Genomic DNA, 21,047 nt, shown 5'->3' on the forward strand with positions numbered 1-21,047 from the left:
CCGCCCGCCCCGATCATCCCGTCCGCCCTGCTCATCCCGTACACCCCGCTCATCCCGCTCGTCCCGCTCATCCCGCTCGTCCCGTCCGGCCCGCTCGTCCCGCGGCGGCCTCTCGGGCTGCATCTCCGGCTGACCCACCCGGCACTCCCTACTGCTCGCCCACTGCTCGCCCTGCTGCTCGCCGTCCGCTCGCCGTCCGCGAAGACCTCATGCGCGGACACCTTCCTACCGCCCAATGGGTGGCGGAAAAGCGAGTTCCGCCCGCTTTACGCCTTGAAGGGGGCGTTGATCAGGTATAGGGCCGCCCCGACATCACTCGAAAGAGTGCTGGGGCGACCGCCGCCCGGAGCACGTAGGCTCGTGCCGAACGGCAAAACCGTGTCGACCGGAAGCGATGGGAGCTGAACGTGATCCCCGGTGGTGGCCAGCCCAACATGCAGCAGCTGCTCCAGCAGGCCCAGAAGATGCAGCAGGACCTGGCGAAGGCGCAGGAGGAACTGGCGCAGACGGAGGTCGACGGACAGGCGGGCGGCGGCCTCGTGAAGGCCACCGTCACCGGCTCGGGCGAGCTCCGGGGCCTCGTGATCGACCCGAAGGCGGTGGACCCGGAGGACACCGAGACCCTCGCCGACCTGGTCGTCGCCGCCGTCCAGGCGGCCAACGAGAACGCGCAGAACCTCCAGCAGCAGAAGCTCGGCCCGCTGGCCCAGGGCCTCGGCGGTGGCGGCGCCGGCATCCCGGGGCTGCCCTTCTGAGCCGGCCGTGAGCCGGTTCGGAGTCGGCCGCGGGCCGGCCCCGAGTCTGCCCTTCCCGGGCTTTCTCAGACCGGCCGGAGCCCTCTACCGTACGTAGTGCACGAACCTCAGGAAGGACGGCAGTCCGTTGTACGAAGGCGTGGTCCAGGACCTCATCGACGAGCTGGGGCGGCTGCCCGGCGTCGGTCCCAAGAGCGCGCAGCGGATCGCCTTCCACGTCCTCCAGGCCGAGCCGACCGACGTACGGCGGCTCGCCCAGGCCCTCATGGAAGTGAAGGCCAAGGTCCGCTTCTGCGCGACCTGTGGAAACGTCGCGCAGGAGGAGCAGTGCGCCGTCTGCCGCGACGCGCGCCGCGACCCCGCGGTGATCTGCGTGGTGGAGGAGCCCAAGGACGTCGTCGCCATCGAGCGCACCCGCGAGTTCCGCGGGCGGTACCACGTGCTCGGCGGTGCGATCAGCCCGATCGACGGCGTCGGACCCGACGACCTCCGCATCCGTGAGCTGCTCGCCCGTCTGGCGGACGGCACGGTCACGGAACTGATCCTGGCCACGGACCCGAACCTGGAGGGCGAGGCCACCGCCACGTACCTCGCCCGCATGATCAAGCCCATGGGCCTCAAGGTCACCCGCCTGGCCAGCGGCCTCCCGGTGGGCGGCGACCTGGAATACGCGGACGAGGTGACCCTCGGCCGCGCCTTCGAGGGGAGACGACTCCTAGATGTCTGACGCCACGCTGCACGCGACCGACCAGAATCCGGACGACTTCGCGGTCCAGATCGCCGACCAGATCGAGAGCTTCCTGGTGGCGGTCGCCGAGGTCGCCAAGGGCGACGAGCCGGACTCGGCGGTCCCCTTCCTCCTCCTGGAGGTCTCCCAGCTGATGCTGGCCGGCGGCCGCCTGGGTGCCCACGAGGACATCGTCCCGGACGAGCGCTACGAGCCCGACCCCGGCCCGGAGCTGGACGTGGACGACCTCCGCGAGAACCTGGCCCGCATCCTCGAACCGATCGACGTCTACTCCGAGGTCTTCGACCCCTACGAGCCGCGCAAGGCCCCGGTCCCGGCCCGTATCTCCGACGACCTCACCGACGTCATCACCGACCTCCGCCACGGCATGGCCCACTACAAGGCCGGCCGCACCACCGAGGCCCTGTGGTGGTGGCAGTTCTCCTACTTCTCCAACTGGGGCTCCACGGCGTCCGCGACCCTGCGCGCGCTCCAGTCGGTCGTGGCCCACGTCCGGCTGAACCAGCCCCTGGCCGCCCTGGACGGCCTCGACACCGACGAGCACCTCGGCGACGACACCCTGGAGACCGAGGCCGGCCGGGTCATGGTGGAGGAGATCGGCGGCCCGTTGGGGCTCCGGCAGCTCAAGTAGCCGGCGTACGGGCGCCGGTGGCGGGCGGGAAGAGCGGGAGGAAGAACCGGGAAGCGGGCGGGGGAGAACGGGCAGGCGGGCGGGAGGAACGGGCAGGCGGGCGGAGACGACCTGCGGGTGGAGGGTGTACTGGCCATCCAATGATCAACTACCGTGAGCGGCAAGCCGGTTACTCACCCCCAGGGAGTTTCATGTCCGCCGCTCAGCAGGTCCCCGACATCCTCTCGCCCGAGTTCGCCGCACGTCCCTACGACGCCTACCGCGTCATGCGGGAGAGCGCCCCCCTCTTCTGGCACGAGGCCACGAGCAGCTACGTCATATCGCGGTACGAGGACGTGGAGCGGGTCTTCAAGGACCGGGGCGGCGAGTTCACCACCGACAACTACGAGTGGCAGCTCGAACCCGTACACGGCAAAACGATCCTCCAGCTCAGCGGGCGAGAACACGCGGTGCGGCGCGCGCTGGTCGCCCCGGCGTTCCGCGGCAGTGAGCTGCAGGACAGGTTCATGCCGGTGATCGAGCGCAACTCCCGTGAGCTGATCGACGCGTTCCGGCACACGGGCTCGGCCGACCTCGTGACGGACTACGCGACCCGCTTCCCGGTCAACGTGATCGCGGACATGCTGGGCCTGGACAAGGCCGACCACGCGCGCTTCCACCGCTGGTACACGGCCGTCATCGCCTTCCTCGGCAACCTGTCGGGCGACGCCGACGTGGCCGCGGCCGGGGAGCGCACGCGGGTCGAGTTCGCCGAGTACATGCTCCCGATCATCCAGAAGCGCCGCGAGAACCCGGGCGACGACCTGCTCTCCGTCCTGTGCGCCGCGGAGGTCGACGGGGTCCGGATGAGCGACGAGGACATCAAGGCCTTCTGCAGCCTGCTGCTGGCGGCCGGCGGTGAGACCACGGACAAGGCGATCGCCTCCATTTTCACCAACCTCCTCCAGCACCCGGAGCAGTTGGCGGCCGTCCGGGAGGACCGCTCGCTCATCGCCCGCGCCTTCGCCGAGACGCTGCGGTACACGCCGCCGGTGCACATGATCATGCGTCAGTCGGCCGGCGAGGTCGAGCTCAGCACCGGTTCCATACCGGCCGGTGCCACCGTGACCTGCCTGATCGGCGCCGCCAACCGGGACGAGAACCGCTACCGGGACCCGGACCGGTTCGACATCTTCCGCGAGGACCTGACCGCGACCAACGCCTTCTCGGCCGCCGCCGACCACCTCTCCTTCGCGCTGGGCCGCCACTTCTGCGTCGGCGCGCTGCTGGCGAAGGCCGAGGTCGAGACCGGCGTCGACCAGCTCCTGGACGCCATGCCCGACGTCCGCCTCGCCGACGGCGCCGAACTCGCGGAGGAGGGCATCTTCACCCGCGGCCCGCAGGCCCTCCCGGTGCGGTTCACCCCCGCCGCGGCCTGACCCGGACCCGTACGCCGGACCCGTACGTACGGCACCCGGGCCGGAGAACCTCCGGCCCGGGCAGGGGCGTTGGACGACGCCCGTGATCAGTACATCCTGTGATCAGTACAGCTAGTGCACCACCGGCGTGAACTCCACCGGCAGCGAGGTCAGCCCCCGCATCCAGATGGACGGGCGCCAGGTGAGTTCCTCCGGGGCCACGGCGAGCACCAGGTCGGGCAGGCGCTCGAGGAGCGTCTCCACCGCCGTACGGGCGATGACGTCGGCCAGCTGCGGCGCCGGGAAGGGGCAGCGGTGCTCACCGCTGCTGAACGACAGGTGCGCGGCGTTCTCCGCCCCGACGTGCGAGTCGGGCCAGATCTGCGGGTCGGTGTTGGCCGCGGCCAGGCCCAGCACGAGGCAGTCGCCCGCCTGGATCCGCCGCCCGCCGAGCTGGGTGTCGCGCACGGCCCAGCGGCCGATGAAGTTCTGCGTCGGGGTGTCGAGCCAGAGGACCTCGTTGAGCGCCTCGCCCACACTGAGCCGCCCGCCCGACACGCTCACCGCGAAACGCTCGTCGGTGAGCAGCAGCCGCAGCGTGTTGCAGATCCAGTTGGCGGTCGGCTGCTGGGCCGCGGCGATGACGGTGATCAGGTCCTGGACGAGTTCCTCGTCGGTCAGCCCGGCCGGGTGCAGCAGCATCAGCGAGGTGATGTCCGAACCCGGCCGCTTCCGCTTGTCGGTGATCAGCCGCTGGATCCGCTCGCCCACCCGCGCGTACGCGGCCACCGGGTCGTCTCCCTCGGCGGCGTCCAGGGAGACGCGCAGGTCGGCCACCATCCGCTGGGTGTCGTCGCCCGAGTGCGGCATGCCGATCATGGCGAGCGTGGCGCGCATCGCCAGTTCATGCGTGTACACACTCATCAGCTCGGCCTCACCGCTGCCGGCGAACGCCGCGATGAGCCGGTCGGCGATCTGCCGGCACTCGCGCGCCAGCTGGAACTGGTCGACGCCCTCCAGCGCCTCGGTGATCACCCCGGCCCGCCGCCGGTGCTCCTCGCCCTCGGTGAACAGCACCGAGGGCTGGTACCCGACGAACGGCAGCAGCGGCCAGTCCTCGGGGATGTTCTCCCACTGGTTCCAGCGCCGCGAGTCGCGGGCGAACAGCTCGTCGTTGGCGGTCACGTAGCTGACCTCGGAGTAGCCGAGGACCAGCCAGGCGGGGATGTCCCCGTCGAGCAGCACGGGTGCCACCGCGCCCTGCTCCCTGCGCATCGCCCGGTACAGCTGCGAGGGCGTCTGCTGGTACTCCAGGCCGCCCAGCCGTACGGCGCCCGCGTGCGCGGGGCACCCCGGGGGAGCCTCCTGCTCGGGGAGGGATCCGGTGTCGGTCACGGTGTCATCTCCTGCGGGGCCTGCCGGGGTTGCGGGGCCTGCTGGGCCTGCGGGGTCTGTGGGGTCTGTGGGGTCTGCTGGGCCAGGGACATTTCGTAGAGGTGGTCCACGAGGGCGATCAGGACGTCCTTGCCCGACGAGCGGACCCTCGCGTCGCAGTCGACGAGCGGCACGTGCGCGGGCAGGGCGAGTGCCTGCCGGATCTCGTCGAGCGAGTACCGCTCCGGCTCGTCGTCGAAGCGGTTGACGGCCACCACGAACGGCGTCCGGTGGTGCTCCAGCCGGTCGATCGCGTACCAGGAGTCGTCCATCCGGCGGGTGTCGACGAGGACGACCGCGCCGAGGGTGCCGGAGAAGAGCCGGTCCCACAGGAACCAGAACCGCTCCTGGCCCGGCGCACCGAACAGGTACAGCACCATGCGCTTGCTGAGGCTGATCCGGCCGAAGTCGAAGGCGACCGTCGTGGTGGTCTTCGACGCCACCTGGTGCGGATCGTCGACGCCGACCCCCGCCTGCGTCATCACCTCTTCGGTGTTGAGCGGGCGGATCTCGCTGACCGAGCGGACCAGCGTGGTCTTGCCGGCTCCGAAGCCACCCACGATGACGATCTTCAGGCCCGTCTCGGCGGCGTCGGACAGGGGCGTGCGCAGGGACGGCACCTCAGAGGTTGCGGAGTCCATGCAGCACCTCCTTGAGCAGGTCGGTGTCGGGGAGGCTGGCGGCGGACCGCGGGGAAGGGGGATGGCGGGCGCTGATGCGTCCGGTGGCGAGCAGGTCGCCGAGCAGGATGCGCACCACCGTGATCGGCAGCTTCATCTCCGCGGCGACCTCCACGAGCGCGGTCGGATGCCGGCACATCTCCAGGATCCGGACGTGCTCCGACTGCATTCCGGCGGTCGGTTCGCTCTCGGTGACCACTAAAGTGACCAGGTCGAACGAGTCGTCGGTACGGGTGCGACCGCCCGTGATCATGTAGAGCCGGTCGGGGTCGCCGGTGTCCACGGGCTTGCGGGTCACGACGCTGCGCTCCCTTGTGCGCCCCCGCGCGGCTCGGCCCGCAGGTGGTCGCCGATCTGCTCGATGAACTCGGTCATCTGGTGGCCCACGACTCCCGGGTCGGCGTTCTCCTCGGCGAGGACGGCCAGGTGGGCGCCGGCCCCCGCCTGCACGATGAAGAGCTGGCCGCCGTGGAACTCGGTCATGGAGTGCCGGACGCCGCCGCTCCCGTCGCCGAACTCCACGGACGCGCCCTGGGCGAGGGCCTGCATGCCCGAGCAGATGGCGGAGAGCTGGTCGGCCTGGTCGAGCGTCAGGTGCTCGGACCAGCACAGCTTCAGACCGTCCCGGGACAGGACCAGGCCGTGCCGTGCGCCGGGGATCTTCTTCAGGAGGCCCTGGAGGAGCCAGAGGAGGCTGTTGTCGGTGGTCTGCATGTGGGGTGATGGGACGGTGGGGCCCGAAGCCCCGGGCACCGGCCCGTTCCTCCAATCTCACGAGCTGTAGCGGGAAACACGAGCTGTAGGGGAAGGACGTCGCTGTGGCTCCGCCGCCGAGGGGGCCGGGCCGCGGATCCCGAGAGCCCCGGGGTTCCGGATTTCCCGGGGGTTCAGGAGGTTCCGGGGGTTCCGGGGGTTCCGGGGGTTCCGGGGTGCGGAACCCCCGGAGCCCGGGACCCCCGGTCCCGGCTTTCCGGCTTTCCGGCTTTCCGGCTCTCCGGCTTCCGGCTTTCCGGCTGTCCGGCTGTCCGGAACCGCGGGGCCTAGGGAGCGGGTGGCTCGGAGTCGCTGTCCGGCGGGTCGGGCAGGGGGATCCCGGTGCCGGACGTGTCCGCGCCCCCGGCGGACTTGCGCCCGCTGTGGAAGGCCCCGAAGCGCGCGCCCGCGTTGCGCGCGGGGGAGGGCGCCGAGCCCGGCCCGCCCCGGGAGCCGGCGGACTCGTCCGACGCCTGGCGACGGTCCCGTTCCCGCTCGGCGTCGGCCATCGTGCGGCCGGGGGCGCGCACGGGCAGGCCGTTGGGCGTGGACGACCGGGGACGGCGCGGCGCGTCGAGCCCGGGACCCTCCGCGGCGGCGGACCGGGCCGGGCCGTCCGCCCCTCCTGCGGCGGCGTCCGCGGGGGCGGGCTGACCGGCGGCGGGGCGTTCGGGCGCGGGGCGCACGGCGGTGCTGCCGGAGGCCTCGTCCACTGCGGAATGCACCTCCGGCACCGCGGAATGCACCTCCGGCACGGACGGCACGGACGGCACGGACGGCACGGACGGCGCGGGGGAGGGCGCCGGGCCCGGGGCCGCGGGCGCAGCCGGCCGGCGCGGCGCCGTCTCCGCCGGACCGGGTTCGCGCCGCTGGGCGAGCAGCTGGGGAGGCAGCAGTACGACGACGCCGGTGCCGCCGCGGGAGGACGGCCGGTAGTTGACGCTGACGCCGTACCTGACACTCAGTCCGCCCACCACGGCCAGGCCGAGGCGCGTGCCCTGCAGCGCGGCGAGGTCGGTCAGCTTGCCCGACACGGCCTCCTCGGCCCGCCGCATCGCCGCGCCGGCCATCTTCAGACCGCTGTCCTCGATGGTGACGACGATCCCGGCGCTGTGCTCGTCGACGTAGACGTGCACCTCGTCGATGGGCGGCGAGAAGTTCGCGGCGTTGTCCATGAGTTCGGCGAGCAGGTGCATGATGCCCTCGGCGGCGAACCCGGAGATCGCGGCCTTCGTCGAGCAGTGCAGCCGCACGCGGTGGTAGGCCGCGATCCGGCCGGCCGCACCGCGCAGGATGCTCTCCATCACGATCGGCTTGTTCCACGCCCGGCTGGACCGGCCGCCCATCAGAAGCGCCAGCCGGTCGGTCATGAGACCGAGCTGCGACGTGCTGTGGTCGAGGTTCAGCAGGTCGCCGAAGACCTCTTCGCCGTGCCGCTCCTGCATCTCCCGCAGGTCGGCGAGCATGCTGACGGTCTTGGCCTGGACGCGGCTCAGCGCCTTCGCCGAGGCCTCCCGCGCGACGGAGGCCCGCCGCTCGCTGACCGCGAGTTCGCGTACGAAGGCGTCGACGGGCTCACACAGCGGGGAGGACGACGGGAGGCCCCACTGGGCCAGCACGGTGTCGGCGGAGCTGCCGTCCTGCACCTGCGCGACCGCGGCGGGCAGGACCTCCCGCGTCAGCCGCTCGACCTCCTCGTGGACGTCGGCCAACGCCTGCTGGGCGCGCAGCCGTTCGGCATCCAGGGCGGCGGCGCGCTGCGCGGCCGCCTCCATGGCGGACGCGAAGACCTGTACGACCTGGCGCAGCCGGGCGTCGGAGGGCTGCGCCGTCTTCGCGAGGGTGTCGTCCGCGGGGGCGCCGTCGCGCAGCCGGGTCACGAGGGCGGGCACGGTCACGTTGACCAGGTGCGCCGACTCCGCCAGCTGCTGCGCGGACTGCGCGGTCAGCCGCTCGACCTCGGCCTCCTTAGCGGCGGCCGTCCCGCGGGCCCGCCTCAGCAGCAGGTGGTGGACGAGGAGGGCGGCCGCGAGGCACAGCCATCCGGTGGCGGCGGTGGCGCCGGTCCAGGTGCGGGCCGCGTCCGGTGCCGCCGCCACCGCCGCGCCCACGCCCGCGGCGGCCAGCAGGAGCACGGCCGCCGGTACGGCCGCTGAGGTGCGGAGGACTCCCGTCGGACGACTCCGACGGGGTGGTGCAGTATGGGGCATTCCGCGATTCCTCGGTCCTCGAGAGGGGGGTGAAGGCCCGTCGGCGCGACGGCCTTCCCGAAGCGAGAGTGGTGCGATGATCGGATTTGAATCCAGCCGCCGATGGTAGTCATGTCCGCGGGGCCGGTGATGTCCGGGCCGCGCACCGCCGCGGAACCGCACGCGTCGCAATACCGCCGTCGGAACTGGCCGCCGTGCTCGCCGACGGGCCGGAGTATTCGCCGAGTTCAACGACTTGTGAGCGGCCGCCGCATTCCGCCGGAGGACTCCGCGGCAGCGGTCGGGCGGCGTCGCGCCTCGTGCCGGAACGTCGATTTCCAGTTGAATTCGCGCGCCGTACGCCGGGGCCGGGCCGGAAGGTGCACAAGGAAATCACAAGTTCACCACGAGTCGACCACGAGAGGCGGGCGGGTGGATTTTTTGTACTTTCGTCCGCCCGTACGCAGATGTCGCCACGTTCCGTGGCCGACCGATGGCCCGGTGTGCGCGCGGGTCGGCTGCCGTGCGCGGAGGAGAAGACGTGCCGGCGGGGGGTGGCCGCGGGCCGGTCGCACCTTGTGAACCTGTGACTCACGGCACTTTCCCGAGTGACCCGCGCCGCGATGGGCATGAGCCAGCCTGAGCGAGTACCAGGGTCTCACCATGCGACACCGCAGGGACGAAACCCGGACGCTCGGTAAAATGAGCCGACCGCAGTACATATACGTACGTGCGGCAAGAGACGGATTGAGCGAGGAGCGCACGTGGGCCTTGTCGTGCAGAAGTACGGAGGCTCCTCCGTAGCCGATGCCGAGGGCATCAAGCGCGTCGCCAAGCGGATCGTGGAAGCGAAGAAGAACGGCAACCAGGTGGTCGCCGTCGTTTCCGCGATGGGCGACACGACGGACGAGCTGATCGATCTCGCGGAGCAGGTGTCCCCGATCCCCTCCGGGCGGGAACTCGACATGCTGCTGACCGCCGGGGAGCGGATGTCCATGGCGCTGCTGGCCATGGCCATCAAGAACCTGGGCCACGAGGCCCAGTCGTTCACCGGCAGCCAGGCCGGAGTCATCACCGACTCGGTGCACAACAAGGCCCGGATCATCGACGTCACGCCGGGGCGCATCCGGACCTCGGTGGACGAGGGCAACGTCGCCATCGTGGCCGGCTTCCAGGGTGTCAGCCAGGACAGCAAGGACATCACCACGCTGGGCCGCGGCGGCTCCGACACCACGGCCGTCGCCCTCGCCGCCGCGCTCGACGCGGACGTCTGTGAGATCTACACCGACGTGGACGGGGTCTTCACCGCCGACCCGCGTGTGGTGAGCAAGGCGAAGAAGATCGACTGGATCTCCTTCGAGGACATGCTGGAGCTCGCGGCCAACGGTTCCAAGGTGCTCCTCCACCGCTGTGTGGAGTACGCCCGCCGGTACAACATCCCGATCCACGTCCGGTCCAGCTTCAGCGGACTGCGGGGCACGTGGGTCAGCAGCGAGCCGATCCAGCAGAAGCAAGGGAAGCAAGGGGAAAAGCAGGTGGAGCAGGCCCTCATCTCCGGTGTCGCGCACGACACCTCGGAGGCGAAGATCACGGTCGTCGGCGTGCCGGACAAGCCGGGTGAGGCGGCCTCGATCTTCCGTGCGATCGCCGACGCCGAGGTCAACATCGACATGGTCGTGCAGAACGTGTCGGCGGCCTCCACCGGCCTGACGGACATCTCCTTCACCCTCCCCAAGAGCGAGGGCCGCAAGGCCATCGACGCGCTGGAGAAGAACCGCGCCGGCATCGGCTTCGACTCGCTGCGCTACGACGACCAGATCGGCAAGATCTCCCTGGTCGGCGCGGGCATGAAGAGCCACCCGGGCGTCACCGCCGACTTCTTCACCGCGCTCTCCGACGCCGGGGTGAACATCGAGCTGATCTCGACCTCCGAGATCCGCATCTCGGTCGTCACCCGCAAGGACGACGTGAACGAGGCCGTGCGCGCCGTGCACAGCGCCTTCGGGCTCGACTCCGACAGCGACGAGGCGGTCGTCTACGGAGGCACCGGGCGCTGATGTCCGACACCGGACGCGACGGGCGCGACGCACGCGGTGGTCGTGACGCACACGGTGGCCGCGATGCACGCGGCGACCGGGGCGAACACGGCGGCGGTGACGCACACGGTGGCCGTGGCGAACGCGGCGGCTGTGCCGGCCGGGACGGCCGCTCCGGGCGGCCCACGCTCGCCGTCGTGGGCGCGACCGGTGCCGTCGGCTCGGTCATGCTCCAGATCCTGTCCCAGCACGCGGACGTCTGGGGCGACATCCGCCTGATCGCCTCCCCGCGCTCGGCCGGCCGCAAGCTGGCCGTGCGGGGGGAGGAGGTCGAGGTGGTGGCGCTCGCCGAGGACGCCTTCGACGGGGTCGACGTCGCCATGTTCGACGTACCCGACGAGGTCGCCGCCCAGTGGGCGCCCGTCGCCGCCGCCAAGGGCGCGGTGGTGGTCGACAACTCCGGCGCGTTCCGGATGGACCCGGACGTGCCGCTCGTCGTGCCCGAGGTCAATCCGCACGCCGCACGGATGCGGCCGCGCGGGATCGTCGCCAACCCGAACTGCACCACGCTGTCCATGATCGTGGCGCTCGGCGCGCTGCACGCCGAGTTCGGGCTGCGCGAGCTGGTCGTCTCCTCGTACCAGGCCGTCAGCGGTGCCGGGCGGGACGGCGTGGACACCCTGCGCCGGCAGCTGTCGCTGGTGGCCGGGACCGAGCTGGGCACCAGCCCCGGCGACGTGCGGCGGGCCGTCGGCGACGGCACCGGGCCGTTTCCGGAGCCGGTCGCGCTGAACGTCGTGCCGTGGGCCGGGTCGCTGCGGGAGGACGGCTGGTCGTCGGAGGAGATGAAGGTGCGGGACGAGTCCCGCAAGATCCTCGGGCTGCCGCGGCTTCCGGTGGCGGTGACGTGCGTACGGGTCCCCGTGGTCACCACCCACTCGCTGACCGTGCACGCCCGCTTCGAGGGCGAGGTCTCCGTCGAGGGTGCGCGGGAGATCCTGGCCACCGCGCCCGGCGTCGTCCTCTTCGACAACCCGGCCGCGGGGGAGTTCCCCACCCCGGCCGACGCCGTCGGCACCGACCCGACCTGGGTGGGCCGGGTACGCCGCGCCCTGGACGACCCCACCGCGCTCGAACTCTTCGTCTGCGGCGACAACCTGCGCAAGGGCGCCGCGCTGAACACCGCCCAGATCGCCGAGCTGGTGGCCGCGGAGCTGGGCTGAGCGGACTGCTCCACGGTCGCAAAACTCCTGGCCGCCGTGGGTTTCGTCGGTAGGATCCGTGTGCGAGTTGTGATCCGGAAGTCGGGCCTGACTACTTGTACCCGGCACCCGAACCGTCAGAGGATTTCCTCCCCGCCCTCCGCAACCGTGCGAGCGGCGGGGAGCGTCTTTGCGGTCACCCATGGGGTGCGCGGGGACGCGCGGGTCGGCGTGGGGACGCCGACGACGGGCGTGGGGACGCCCGTTCACACGGGACACAGGGGAAGAGCCGACGATGAGGGCCTATGACGCACCGTCAGCCGGGTGGCTGCCCGGGGGAGACAGGAACGTGACGCCCGGCACGTACAACCCTCACGGGGGTGGGCGTGTCCAACAGGCGTGGCAGAGGTACTCGAATTCACCGCAGGAGCGCGGAGCACGGCGCTGCGCCCGCCCGGCCGGTCCGTCCGGCCCCGTGCGGCCGGCCCGGCCGGTGGCATGCCGGTGATCGCGCCCATGCCCGCAGCGCGGCCGGCCCGCATCTCGAACCAGCGTGACGGCGCGGAGGACGAGGCGGCGGCGGAGGGTACTTCCGTCGACCACCTCACCGAGACCTACCGGGCGCACTACAGGTCGCTGCTCGGCCTCGCGGCCCTCCTCCTCGACGACACCGCCTCCTGCGAGGACGTCGTCCAGGAGGCCTTCATACGCGTCCACTCGGCACGCAAACGCGTCCGTGACCCGGAGAAGACCCTGGCGTATCTGCGCCAGACCGTCGTCAACCTCTCGCGCTCGGCGCTGCGCCGCCGCATCCTCGGTCTCAAGCTGCTCTCCAAGCCGATGCCGGACATGGCGAGCGCGGAGGAGGGCGCCTACGACCAGTTGGAGCGCGACTCCCTGATCAAGGCGATGAAGGGGCTCCAGCGCCGTCAGCGCGAGGTTCTGGTCCTGCGCTACTTCGCCGACATGACCGAGGCCCAGGTCGCCGAGACGCTCGGCATATCGCTGGGCTCGGTCAAGGCCTACGGGTCGCGCGGCATCGCGGCGCTCAGGGTGGCCATGGAGGCGCCGGCATGAGCGACGGCAACGACGCGCGGCGCGACGCCCGCGCCGCCGACGACGCCCCCGAGGAGACCGGGACCCGGCACGGGGGCGGACCGGCCGTTCCGGATGCCCCGGAACCGGGGGCCGTCGTGCCGGATGCCGGCGGGGCGGGTGCCGGCGGGGCGGACACGGACCAGCAGTCGAAGCACGCGCACACGGGGAACGGAACTGTGAACGACGGCCCGGCCGCCCAGGGGCCCACCCCGCAGGGCGCCCCGGAGGAACCGGGCCTGCCGGCCACCGACGCCCGCCGCGGCCCCGACGGCCGCGGCGGCCCTGCCGCTTCGGCGGGCCGTGGTGGTGCGGCCGGCGGTGATGCCCGGGGCGGCGGTGACGGCCGGGTCGGAGGCGATGGCAGGGCCGGTGCGGAGGGTTCCGCCGGCGTGGCCGGCCCCGGCAGCCCGGTCGGCCCGGTCGGCCCGGCGGGTCCCGTCAGCCCGGCGGGTCCCGCCGGCGCGAACGGAGTCGGCAGCCCCGGCAGCCCCGTCGGTGCGAACGATGTCAGCGGCCCGGAGGGTCCCGGCAGGCCCGGTTCGAGGACGGTCGGCCCCGGTGCGCCGACGGCCACGGCCCCCGGTGATCTCGACGCCGACGAACTGGCGCTGCGGCGGATGCTGCGGGGGGCCGTCCAGGACGTGCGGCCGAGTGACGGCACGCTGGAGCACCTGCGGCGCGCGGTGCCCGCCCGGCGTGCGCGCAAGCGGCAGGCCGTCGTCGGCGCGGCGGCCGCGGCCCTCTTCCTCGGCACCGCGGTCCCGGCCCTCGTGCACGTCTCCGGCTCCCCCGGCCGGGACGCCGACCCGTCCGTCGCGGGCAACGCCTCGCAGGCACAGGGAGGTTCCTCCCAGGGCAAGGACCCGGCCGGCGGCCAGAGCGGCGTGGCCGGTTCCGGTGAGAAGACCGAGGGCGGGGAGCGGACCGACCCCACCGAGACGCCGGGCGACAAGGAGAGCGGCGCCGCACGGGGCTCGGCCCCCGGTGAGGAACCCTCCGCCAGCACCGCCGCCGACGTCCCCGCGTGCACGGCGGGGCGGCTCGGACCGGCCGAGGTCGCGAGCATCGCCGAGCCCGATTCCGTGGGCGTGGTCTACGGCTCGTTCCGTGTCACCAACGTCTCCTCGGAGGGCTGCACCGTCACGGGCCCCGGCAACGTGGTCACCACCTCGCTGGGCACGGCGGACGCGAGCAGGATCGGCACCGCCCGGCACGCGGCCGGTGACGCGGCGGCCGGACTGCCCGACCCCTCCCTCGAGGCCGCCTCGCTGACCCTGGCGCCCGGGTCCGCGTACGAGGTGAAGTTCGCCTGGGTGCCCTCGGAGACCTGCCCGACCCCGGGCAGCGGCAACGGCGGCGGTTCGGGCGGCCCCTCCGCCGACCCCTCGCCCACCGGCGACACGACCGCCGGGGGCGGCGCCTCCACGGCCGGGGGCGAGTCCGGTCCCACGACCCAGCTGCTCACCGACGACGGACCGGCCGACGGCAGCGTGTCGGTGACGTACACCCCGGCGGGCGGTTCGGGGGCGGCGACGGCGACCGTGCCCAACGCCTGCACGGGAACCGTCTACTGGACGGGCGTACTGGAGGGAACGGGCTCCTAGCCTTGCGCCCCGGGACGCGTCAGGCGTTCGACGGGCTGGTCCGCGCGTCCCGCGCGGGGCCCTTCCCGGCACCGGCGTCGTCGTCCGTGCCGGTGTCCGCCCCCTTGCCGGTGCCGGTGTCGGGCCCGGTGCCCGGCGTCTGCCCGCCGTCCTCCTCGTCCGCGACCAGGCCCAGCTCGGCGTCCCTGGCCAGTTCCACCTCACGGCGCAGCAGCCGGAACCACATGAAGATCACGAAGCCGACGAAGGCGAACCACTCGGCGGTGTAGCCGAGGTTCTGGAAGGCCTTCAGGTCGAGGCCCGTGCCCTGCGGCGCGCTCACCGGGACGGCCCGCATACCGGAGTCGCCCTCGTTCAGCGTGACCCACGCGTCGTGGACGTCGTACGGGACGAGGTTCAGCAGCGTCGCCGCGCTGATCGCGCCGGTCTGCCCGGCCGGCCATCCCGAGCGGCCGCTGACGCCGTTGCTGCCGGGGGACTCGGCGGCCTGGAGGGCGCCGGTGACGGTGACCTCGCCGGTGGGCGGGTCGGGGGCCTTCGCCGGGTCGGGCTCGCCGGGCAGCCAGCCGCGGACGACCGGCAGGGCCTGACCGCCGTCGGTGCGCAGCAGGGTGAGGACGTAGAAGCCCTCCCGGTCGTCGAGCTCGCGCTCGGGGACGAGCAACTGGTCGTCGTAGCGGCCGGTGACCGTCGCCTGCCTGCCGACCGTCGCCTTGTCCACGGGGAGCAGCTCGGCCAGCGGGCGCGCGGCTCCCCGGTCGGTCGACTCCTGCTGCGCGGACGCGGTCTCGTGGTCCTGCACCCGGTCCTCGAAGCGGCCCAGCTGCCAGGACCCCATGAAGATGCAGAAGGGGATGGCCAGGACGACGAAGACGTTGATCCCCCACCATCGGGGCGTCAGCAGAAACCGGTACACGCCCTCCACGGTACGGTGCGCGCCCGCGCGACCCTCCTGCGGGGCTGTGGAAAACCCCGCGGGCGGACGAGGTTGTCCACAGGCTGGGGATCCCGTCTGCGCGTTGTCGGCAGGTCGGGGCAGTATGGGGCCATGACTGAGAGCAACGGGCCCGCCCCGGCGGGCGCCGACGTGGACGAGTGGCAGGCACAGGACCGCGGGCGGACCGAGGAGGGGCAGGCGCCCGACTGGGAGAAGCGGTTCCGGGCACCCCGGGTGTCACTGCCCGACTGGGCGGAGGACGCCCCCGACCGCTCCCTGTTCGTGTCGAACGCGACGGGGACGTACGAGCTGTACGCCTGGGACCGGGCGAGCGGTGAGCGGCGCCAGGCCACGGACCGGCCCAACGGCACGACGGACGGGGTGCTCTCACCGGACGGCGACTGGATCTGGTGGTTCGACGACAAGGACGGCGACGAGTTCGGCGTCTGGCGCCGCCAGCCCTTCGCGGGCGGCCCGGACGAGACGGCGGTGCCGGGCCTCGACCCCTCCTACCCGGCGGGCCTGGCCCTGGGCCGGGACGGGCGTACGGCGGTGGTCGGCCGCTCCACGGACGAGGAGGGTACGACGATCCACCTCGCGCGCGGGGACGGAGGCGAGCCGGTGGAGATCTACCGGCACCGCGAGTCCGCGGGCGTCGGCGACCTCTCCCACGACGGCACCCTGATCGCGGTCGAGCACACCGAGCACGGCGACGCCATGCACTCGGCGCTGCGCGTGCTGCGGCCCGACGGTTCGACGGTCGCCGAGCTGGACGACACCCGGGGCGGCGAGGAGGAGCTGGGCCTGGAGGTCCTGGGCTTCGCGCCGGTCGACGGCGACACCCGGCTGCTCGTCGGCCACCAGCGCCGGGGCCGCTGGGAGCCGCTGGTGTGGGACGTGGCGACGGGGGAGCAGACCGACCTCGCGCTGGAGCTGCCCGGCGACGTGAGCGCCGAGTGGTACCCGGACGGCAGCGGCCTGCTGGTGGTGCACGGCTTCGAGGCCCGCAGCGAGCTGTTCCGGTACGACTTCGCCGAGCGCGGGCTCACGGAGATCGAGACCCCCGCGGGCACCGTCTCCGGGGCGACCGCCCGCCCCGACGGCACGGTGGAGTACCTGTGGTCCTCGGCCGCCGAGCCGTCCGCGGTCCGTTCCACCGCCGGCCGGGTCGTCCTGGACCCGCCAGGACCGAAGTCGCCGCGTTCGGTCCCGGTGGAGGACGTGTGGGTGGAGGGTCCCGGGGGCCGCATCCACGCCCTGGTCCAGAAGCCGGCCGGCGCGAGCGGCCCGCTGCCCACGGTCTTCGACATCCACGGCGGACCGACCTGGCACGACAGCGACTCCTTCGCCGCGGGCCCGGCCGCCTGGGTCGACCACGGGTACGCGGTGGTCCGGGTCAACTACCGGGGCTCCACCGGGTACGGCCGGGCGTGGACCGACGCGCTCAAGCACCGGGTGGGTCTCATCGAGCTGGAGGACATCGCGGCGGTGCGCGAGTGGGCGGTCGGGTCGGGCCTCGCGGACCCCGCCCGCCTGATCCTCACCGGTGGCTCCTGGGGCGGCTACCTCACCCTCCTCGGTGTCGGCACCCAGCCCGGGGCATGGGCGCTGGGCATCGCCGCCGTCCCGGTCGCCGACTACGTCACGGCGTACCACGACGAGATGGAGGGCCTGAAGGCCATGGACCGCACCCTGCTCGGCGGCACCCCCGAGGAGGTGCCCGAGCGGTTCGAGGCGTCGTCCCCGCTGACCTACGTCGACGACGTCAAGGCCCCGGTCTACATCTCGGCCGGGGTCAACGACCCCCGCTGCCCGATCCGCCAGGTGGAGAACTACGTCAAGCGCCTGGAGGCCAGGGGCGCGACCCACGAGGTCTACCGCTACGACGCGGGCCACGGGTCCCTGGTGGTCGACGAGCGCATCAAGCAGGTCCGCCTGGAACTGGACTTCGCGGCGAGGCACCTGCCCTGACGCCGGTCCCGCGGACCCTGCCCGGGGCGGTCAGTCGCGGGAGTTGCCGAACAGGAGGCGGTAGCCGATGAGGAGGACGAGGGAGCCGCCGATCGCCGCCCCCCAGGTGGTCAGGTCGAAGAACTCCTTCTCCACCGGGCGGTCGAAGAAGCGCGCGGACAGCCAGCCGCCGACGAAGGCGCCGGCGACGCCGATGAGGGTGGTGCCGATCAGACCGCCCGGGTCCCGGCCGGGCAGCAGGATTTTGGCGATGGCCCCCGCCAGCAGTCCCAGGATGATCCAGCCGATGATGCCCATGTCGGTTCCTCCGCACGTGTTTCCGTACTGCTCGGCGGACCGCCCAGCAGATTGCTTGATTGCGCAACCCTATTAGTCAAAGGAGACGCGAGGACAGGCCGGACGGTTGCGGCCGCCACGGGGCCTGCGGCGGACGTGCCACGGCCGCGACCCCCACCGAGCGCCGCTCAGCCGCCCACGGCCGCCTGTCGCCGCCCACGGCCGCTTGCTGTCGTCCGGGGCGCCTGCCGCCGTCCGGCGCCCTCCGGCCGGGGCCTCGGGCCGGGACCGGCGCCTAGACTGGGGCCGCACCGGGAGGTCCGGCGGCCGGCGGGTTGCCGATCGGGACAGGAGTGGTCAGTGGCGGCAGGCGAGGGGGGAGCGGCCGGAGCGGCGTCGTACGAGGAGCCGTCCGGCGAGGTGCTGGGACGGGCGGCCGAGGCCTTCGGACTGCTCGCGGCCCCCGCGCGGCTGCACATCGTGTGGCTCCTCGCCCACGGGGAGCGGGACGTCAGCGCCCTGGCCGAGCAGGTCGGCGGCGCGCTGCCGGCCGTCAGCCAGCACCTGTCGAAACTGAAGCTCGCGGGCCTGGTGCGCTCCCGCCGCGAGGGCCGTCGCCAGGTGTACTACGTCGACGACCCCGGCGTCGTGGCGGTGGTGCGCCTCATGATCGGCCAGCTCGCCGAGCAGGAGCGCGCACAGGAGGACGGGCAGGTGCACGAGCGGGGAGCCCGGTCACTGCGCCGGCTGCACGGAACCGGTGCCTGACCACCTCCTGGCAGCACCGGCCCGGACGGCGGACCCGGGGCCCGCCGGCGCCGGGCCGGCGACCGGTGGCCTGACGCCCCTGCAACTGCTGCGGACCCTGGACGCGTCGCCGCGCGGGCTGACGGAGGACGACGCCGCCGCCCGCCTCGGCGTGCACGGCCCCAACCTGCTGCCCGCCCGCCGGACCACCTCCTGGCCGGTGCGCCTGGCGCGCAGCGCGCGCGACCCGTTCACGGCGGTGCTGCTCGCCCTCGGCGTGGTCTCCGCCGCCGTCGCCTCCTGGGGCACGGCCGGAGTGATCCTGACCCTGGTCGTGGTCAGCTGCGTGCTGCGCTCGCACGGCGAACACCGCGCCGAGCGCGCCATGGCCCGGCTGCAGGACCTGGTCGCCACCACCGTGAGCGTCCGGCGACGGGCGGGGCCGCGGGCCGAGCCCGCCGTCCGCGAGATGCCCGTGGACGAGGTCGTGCCCGGCGATGTCGTCCGGCTCGGGCCCGGCGACCTGATCCCCGCCGACGTACGGCTGCTGCGGGCGCACGGGCTGACCGTGGACCAGTCCGCGCTGACCGGCGAGTCGGCCCCGGTGGCCAAGGAGGTCCGTGAACTGCCCGGACACGACGCGTCGTTCGCGCGCCGGGACATGTGCTTCCAGGGCAGCACGGTCGTCACGGGCAGTACGTCCGCCGTGGTGGTCGCCACCGGCGCCCACACCCGCTTCGCCGCCGCGTACGCGCCGGGCGGTCCGCGCCCGGCGAGCGCGTTCGACCGCTCGGTGCACGGCATCTCGTGGGTGCTGATCCGGTTCATGCTCCTCACCCCGCCGCTGGTGCTCATGGCCAACGCGGCCCTGCGCGGACGCGGCCTGGAGACGCTGCCGTTCGCCGTCGCGGTGGCCGTGGGACTGACGCCGGAGATGCTCCCGGTCGTCGTCACCACCTGCCTGACCCGCGGCGCGGCCCTGCTCGCCCGTGCCCACGGCGTGATCGTCCGCAGACCGCCGGCCCTGCACGACCTCGGCGCGACGGACGTGCTGTGCCTGGACAAGACCGGCACCCTCACCCAGGACCGGCCGGTGGTCGCCGAGGCCGTCGACGGCGGGGGCCGCGCGGCGCCCGCCGTGCTGACCTGGGCCTCGGTCAACGCCTGGTGGACCCTGCAACTGGCCGACCTGCCCGTTCCCGACCCGCTCGACGAGGCACTCCTGGCGGCCGGTGACCCGGAGGAGGCCATGGCGTACGACCCGGTGGCCGCGCTGCCCTTCGACAGCGTCCGCCGGCTCTCCACCGCCGTCGTGCGCAGCCCGGACACGCTCGGCGGCCACACTCTCGTCGTCAAGGGCGCGGTGGAGTCCGTACTCGAACGGTGCGCGCTGGACGAGGCCGAACGGGGGCGGCTGGCCCGGGAGGCCGGCCGGCTCGCGTCCCGGGGAGTGCGGGTCCTGGCCGTCGCCACCGGCGAGCGCCCGGCACGCGCCCGCTCCTACACCCCGGCCGACGAACGCGGCCTGACGTTCCTGGGCTTCGTCACCTTCCGCGACGCCCTCGCCCCGACCGCCGCCGAGGCCCTCGCCCGTTTCGCCGGCCACGGGATCACCGTCAAGGTTCTCACCGGCGACCACCCGGCCACGGCCGCCCGCGCCTGCCGCGACCTGGGCCTGGAGCCCGGCGAGGTGGTGGACGCCGCCGCCGTCGAGACCCTCGGCGACGCGGACCTCGCCGGCCTCGCCGCCCGCACCACGGTGTTCGCCCGCTGCACGCCCGAGCACAAGGCCCGCGTCGTCACCGCACTGCGCCGGCACGGCCACACGGTCGGCTTCCTCGGCGACGGCGTCAACGACCTGCCCGCGCTGCGCGCCGCCGACGTCGGCGTGGTCCCGCTGGGCGGCGTGGACGTGGCCCGGGAGAGCGCGGACGTGGTCCTGGCGGACAAGGACCTCACGGCCGTCGACCACGCGATCGCCGCGGGCCGGCACGCCAGCGGCAACATCGCCTCGTACCTGCGCATCACGCTCTCCTCCAACCTCGGCAACGTGATGGCGATGCTGGCCGCGGGTCTGCTGCTGCCGTTCCTGCCGATGCTGCCCTCCCAGGTACTGGTGCAGAACCTGTGCTTTGACGCGGCGCAGCTCGCCCTCGCCCACGACCGTCCGGCCCCGCGCACACTGGCCCGTCCGGCGGTGCTGCGCCCCGTGCCGTTCCTGCGCCTGGTCACCGGCTTCGGGCTGCTCGGCGCCCTCGCCGACCTGGCCACCTTCGCGGCTCTGGCGGCGACCGCGTCGGCCGTGCACGAACAGGGTGCCTTCCACTCCGGCTGGTTCACCGAGAACCTGCTCACCCAGGCCCTGGTCCTGGTCCTGCTGCGCACCGGCGCCCGCCCCTCGCCCCGGCCGCTGCGTATCGCCGCCGCCGCGCTGGCCGCGGTCGGCATCGCCCTGCCGCTCACCCCGCTCGGCACGCCGCTGGGCCTGGAACCGCTGCCGGTCGCCTACTACCTGCTGCTCACCGCGATCCTGACCGCCTACGCCGCCGCCCTCGCGTTCCTCACCCGGCGCCCCGGCCGCTCGTAGCG

The 21,047-nt window shown here is 73.2% G+C and carries 18 protein-coding genes; 11 read left to right on the forward strand and 7 right to left on the reverse strand.

Going from position 1 to position 21,047, the window contains the following annotated elements; translation table 11 throughout:
- Positions 1–407: 407 nt before the first annotated feature.
- From HZS56_RS27900 to HZS56_RS27915, 4 genes are all read left to right on the forward strand, one after another.
- Positions 408–755, forward strand: coding sequence for a YbaB/EbfC family nucleoid-associated protein (locus HZS56_RS27900; RefSeq protein ID WP_078535889.1), 348 nt, complete (start codon positions 408–410; stop codon positions 753–755).
- A gap of 127 nt (positions 756–882) precedes the next feature.
- On the forward strand, positions 883–1,482 hold the full coding sequence (recR, locus tag HZS56_RS27905; protein ID WP_216723560.1) for a recombination mediator RecR: 600 nt from the start codon (positions 883–885) through the stop codon (positions 1,480–1,482).
- Positions 1,475–2,134: a DUF5063 domain-containing protein gene (locus HZS56_RS27910; protein ID WP_216723561.1), complete on the forward strand. Its 660-nt coding sequence runs from the start codon at positions 1,475–1,477 to the stop codon at positions 2,132–2,134. Before recR ends, HZS56_RS27910 begins: the two co-directional genes overlap by 8 nt.
- A gap of 191 nt (positions 2,135–2,325) precedes the next feature.
- Entirely contained in the window at positions 2,326–3,552 is a 1,227-nt protein-coding gene (locus tag HZS56_RS27915; RefSeq protein WP_216723562.1) for a cytochrome P450, read from the forward strand.
- A gap of 111 nt (positions 3,553–3,663) precedes the next feature.
- Here HZS56_RS27915 and HZS56_RS27920 read toward each other — a convergent pair whose 3' ends face one another.
- The 5 genes from HZS56_RS27920 to HZS56_RS27940 form a co-directional block, all read right to left on the reverse strand.
- Positions 3,664–4,926 carry a cytochrome P450 gene (locus tag HZS56_RS27920; protein WP_216723563.1) on the reverse strand — a complete coding sequence of 421 codons (1,263 nt, stop codon included), beginning with the start codon at positions 4,924–4,926 and terminating at the stop codon, positions 3,664–3,666.
- Entirely contained in the window at positions 4,923–5,606 is a 684-nt protein-coding gene (locus HZS56_RS27925; protein WP_216723564.1) for a GTP-binding protein, read from the reverse strand. Before HZS56_RS27925 ends, HZS56_RS27920 begins: the two co-directional genes overlap by 4 nt.
- Positions 5,587–5,943 (reverse strand): DUF742 domain-containing protein, encoded by a 357-nt coding sequence (locus HZS56_RS27930; protein ID WP_216723565.1) that lies wholly within the window; start codon positions 5,941–5,943, stop codon positions 5,587–5,589. The genes HZS56_RS27925 and HZS56_RS27930 overlap by 20 nt, the downstream gene beginning before the upstream one ends.
- Positions 5,940–6,359 carry a roadblock/LC7 domain-containing protein gene (locus HZS56_RS27935; protein ID WP_216723566.1) on the reverse strand — a complete coding sequence of 140 codons (420 nt, stop codon included), beginning with the start codon at positions 6,357–6,359 and terminating at the stop codon, positions 5,940–5,942. The genes HZS56_RS27930 and HZS56_RS27935 overlap by 4 nt, the downstream gene beginning before the upstream one ends.
- 326 nt (positions 6,360–6,685) lie before the next feature.
- Positions 6,686–8,608, reverse strand: a complete 1,923-nt coding sequence (locus tag HZS56_RS27940) for a sensor histidine kinase (protein ID WP_216723567.1) — start codon at positions 8,606–8,608, stop codon at positions 6,686–6,688.
- A 743-nt stretch (positions 8,609–9,351) separates the two neighbouring features.
- Here HZS56_RS27940 and HZS56_RS27945 point away from each other — a divergent pair.
- The 4 genes from HZS56_RS27945 (at position 9,352) to HZS56_RS38525 (ending at position 14,527) form a co-directional block, all read left to right on the forward strand.
- Positions 9,352–10,644, forward strand: coding sequence for an aspartate kinase (locus HZS56_RS27945; RefSeq protein ID WP_216723568.1), 1,293 nt, complete (start codon positions 9,352–9,354; stop codon positions 10,642–10,644).
- Positions 10,645–10,820: 176 nt separating this feature from the next.
- Entirely contained in the window at positions 10,821–11,846 is a 1,026-nt protein-coding gene (locus HZS56_RS27950) for an aspartate-semialdehyde dehydrogenase (RefSeq protein ID WP_216723569.1), read from the forward strand.
- A gap of 477 nt (positions 11,847–12,323) precedes the next feature.
- Complete coding sequence (locus HZS56_RS27955; RefSeq protein WP_216723581.1) at positions 12,324–12,902, forward strand: SigE family RNA polymerase sigma factor; 579 nt, start codon at positions 12,324–12,326, stop codon at positions 12,900–12,902.
- Positions 12,899–14,527: a collagen-like domain-containing protein gene (locus tag HZS56_RS38525; protein WP_253915032.1), complete on the forward strand. Its 1,629-nt coding sequence runs from the start codon at positions 12,899–12,901 to the stop codon at positions 14,525–14,527. The genes HZS56_RS27955 and HZS56_RS38525 overlap by 4 nt, the downstream gene beginning before the upstream one ends.
- A gap of 19 nt (positions 14,528–14,546) precedes the next feature.
- On the opposite strand, the gene HZS56_RS27965 is transcribed toward HZS56_RS38525, so the two are convergent.
- Entirely contained in the window at positions 14,547–15,443 is an 897-nt protein-coding gene (locus HZS56_RS27965) for an SURF1 family protein (RefSeq protein ID WP_308408178.1), read from the reverse strand.
- Between the two features lie 132 nt (positions 15,444–15,575).
- Here HZS56_RS27965 and HZS56_RS27970 point away from each other — a divergent pair, with 132 nt between their 5' ends.
- On the forward strand, positions 15,576–17,435 hold the full coding sequence (locus HZS56_RS27970) for a S9 family peptidase (RefSeq protein ID WP_253915033.1): 1,860 nt from the start codon (positions 15,576–15,578) through the stop codon (positions 17,433–17,435).
- Positions 17,436–17,465: 30 nt separating this feature from the next.
- Here HZS56_RS27970 and HZS56_RS27975 read toward each other — a convergent pair whose 3' ends face one another.
- Complete coding sequence (locus HZS56_RS27975; RefSeq protein WP_216723570.1) at positions 17,466–17,732, reverse strand: GlsB/YeaQ/YmgE family stress response membrane protein; 267 nt, start codon at positions 17,730–17,732, stop codon at positions 17,466–17,468.
- A 339-nt stretch (positions 17,733–18,071) separates the two neighbouring features.
- On the opposite strand from HZS56_RS27975, the gene HZS56_RS27980 reads away from it, so the two are divergent.
- Together HZS56_RS27980 and mgtA are read left to right on the forward strand one after the other, a co-directional pair.
- Entirely contained in the window at positions 18,072–18,479 is a 408-nt protein-coding gene (locus HZS56_RS27980; protein WP_216723571.1) for an ArsR/SmtB family transcription factor, read from the forward strand.
- A complete protein-coding gene (mgtA, locus tag HZS56_RS27985) occupies positions 18,472–21,045 on the forward strand; it encodes a magnesium-translocating P-type ATPase (protein WP_216723572.1) in 2,574 nt (857 codons plus the stop codon). The genes HZS56_RS27980 and mgtA overlap by 8 nt, the downstream gene beginning before the upstream one ends.
- Positions 21,046–21,047 lie beyond the last annotated feature (2 nt).

This window comes from Streptomyces mayonensis (assembly GCF_018982965.1).
Taxonomy (GTDB): domain Bacteria; phylum Actinomycetota; class Actinomycetes; order Streptomycetales; family Streptomycetaceae; genus Streptomyces; species Streptomyces mayonensis.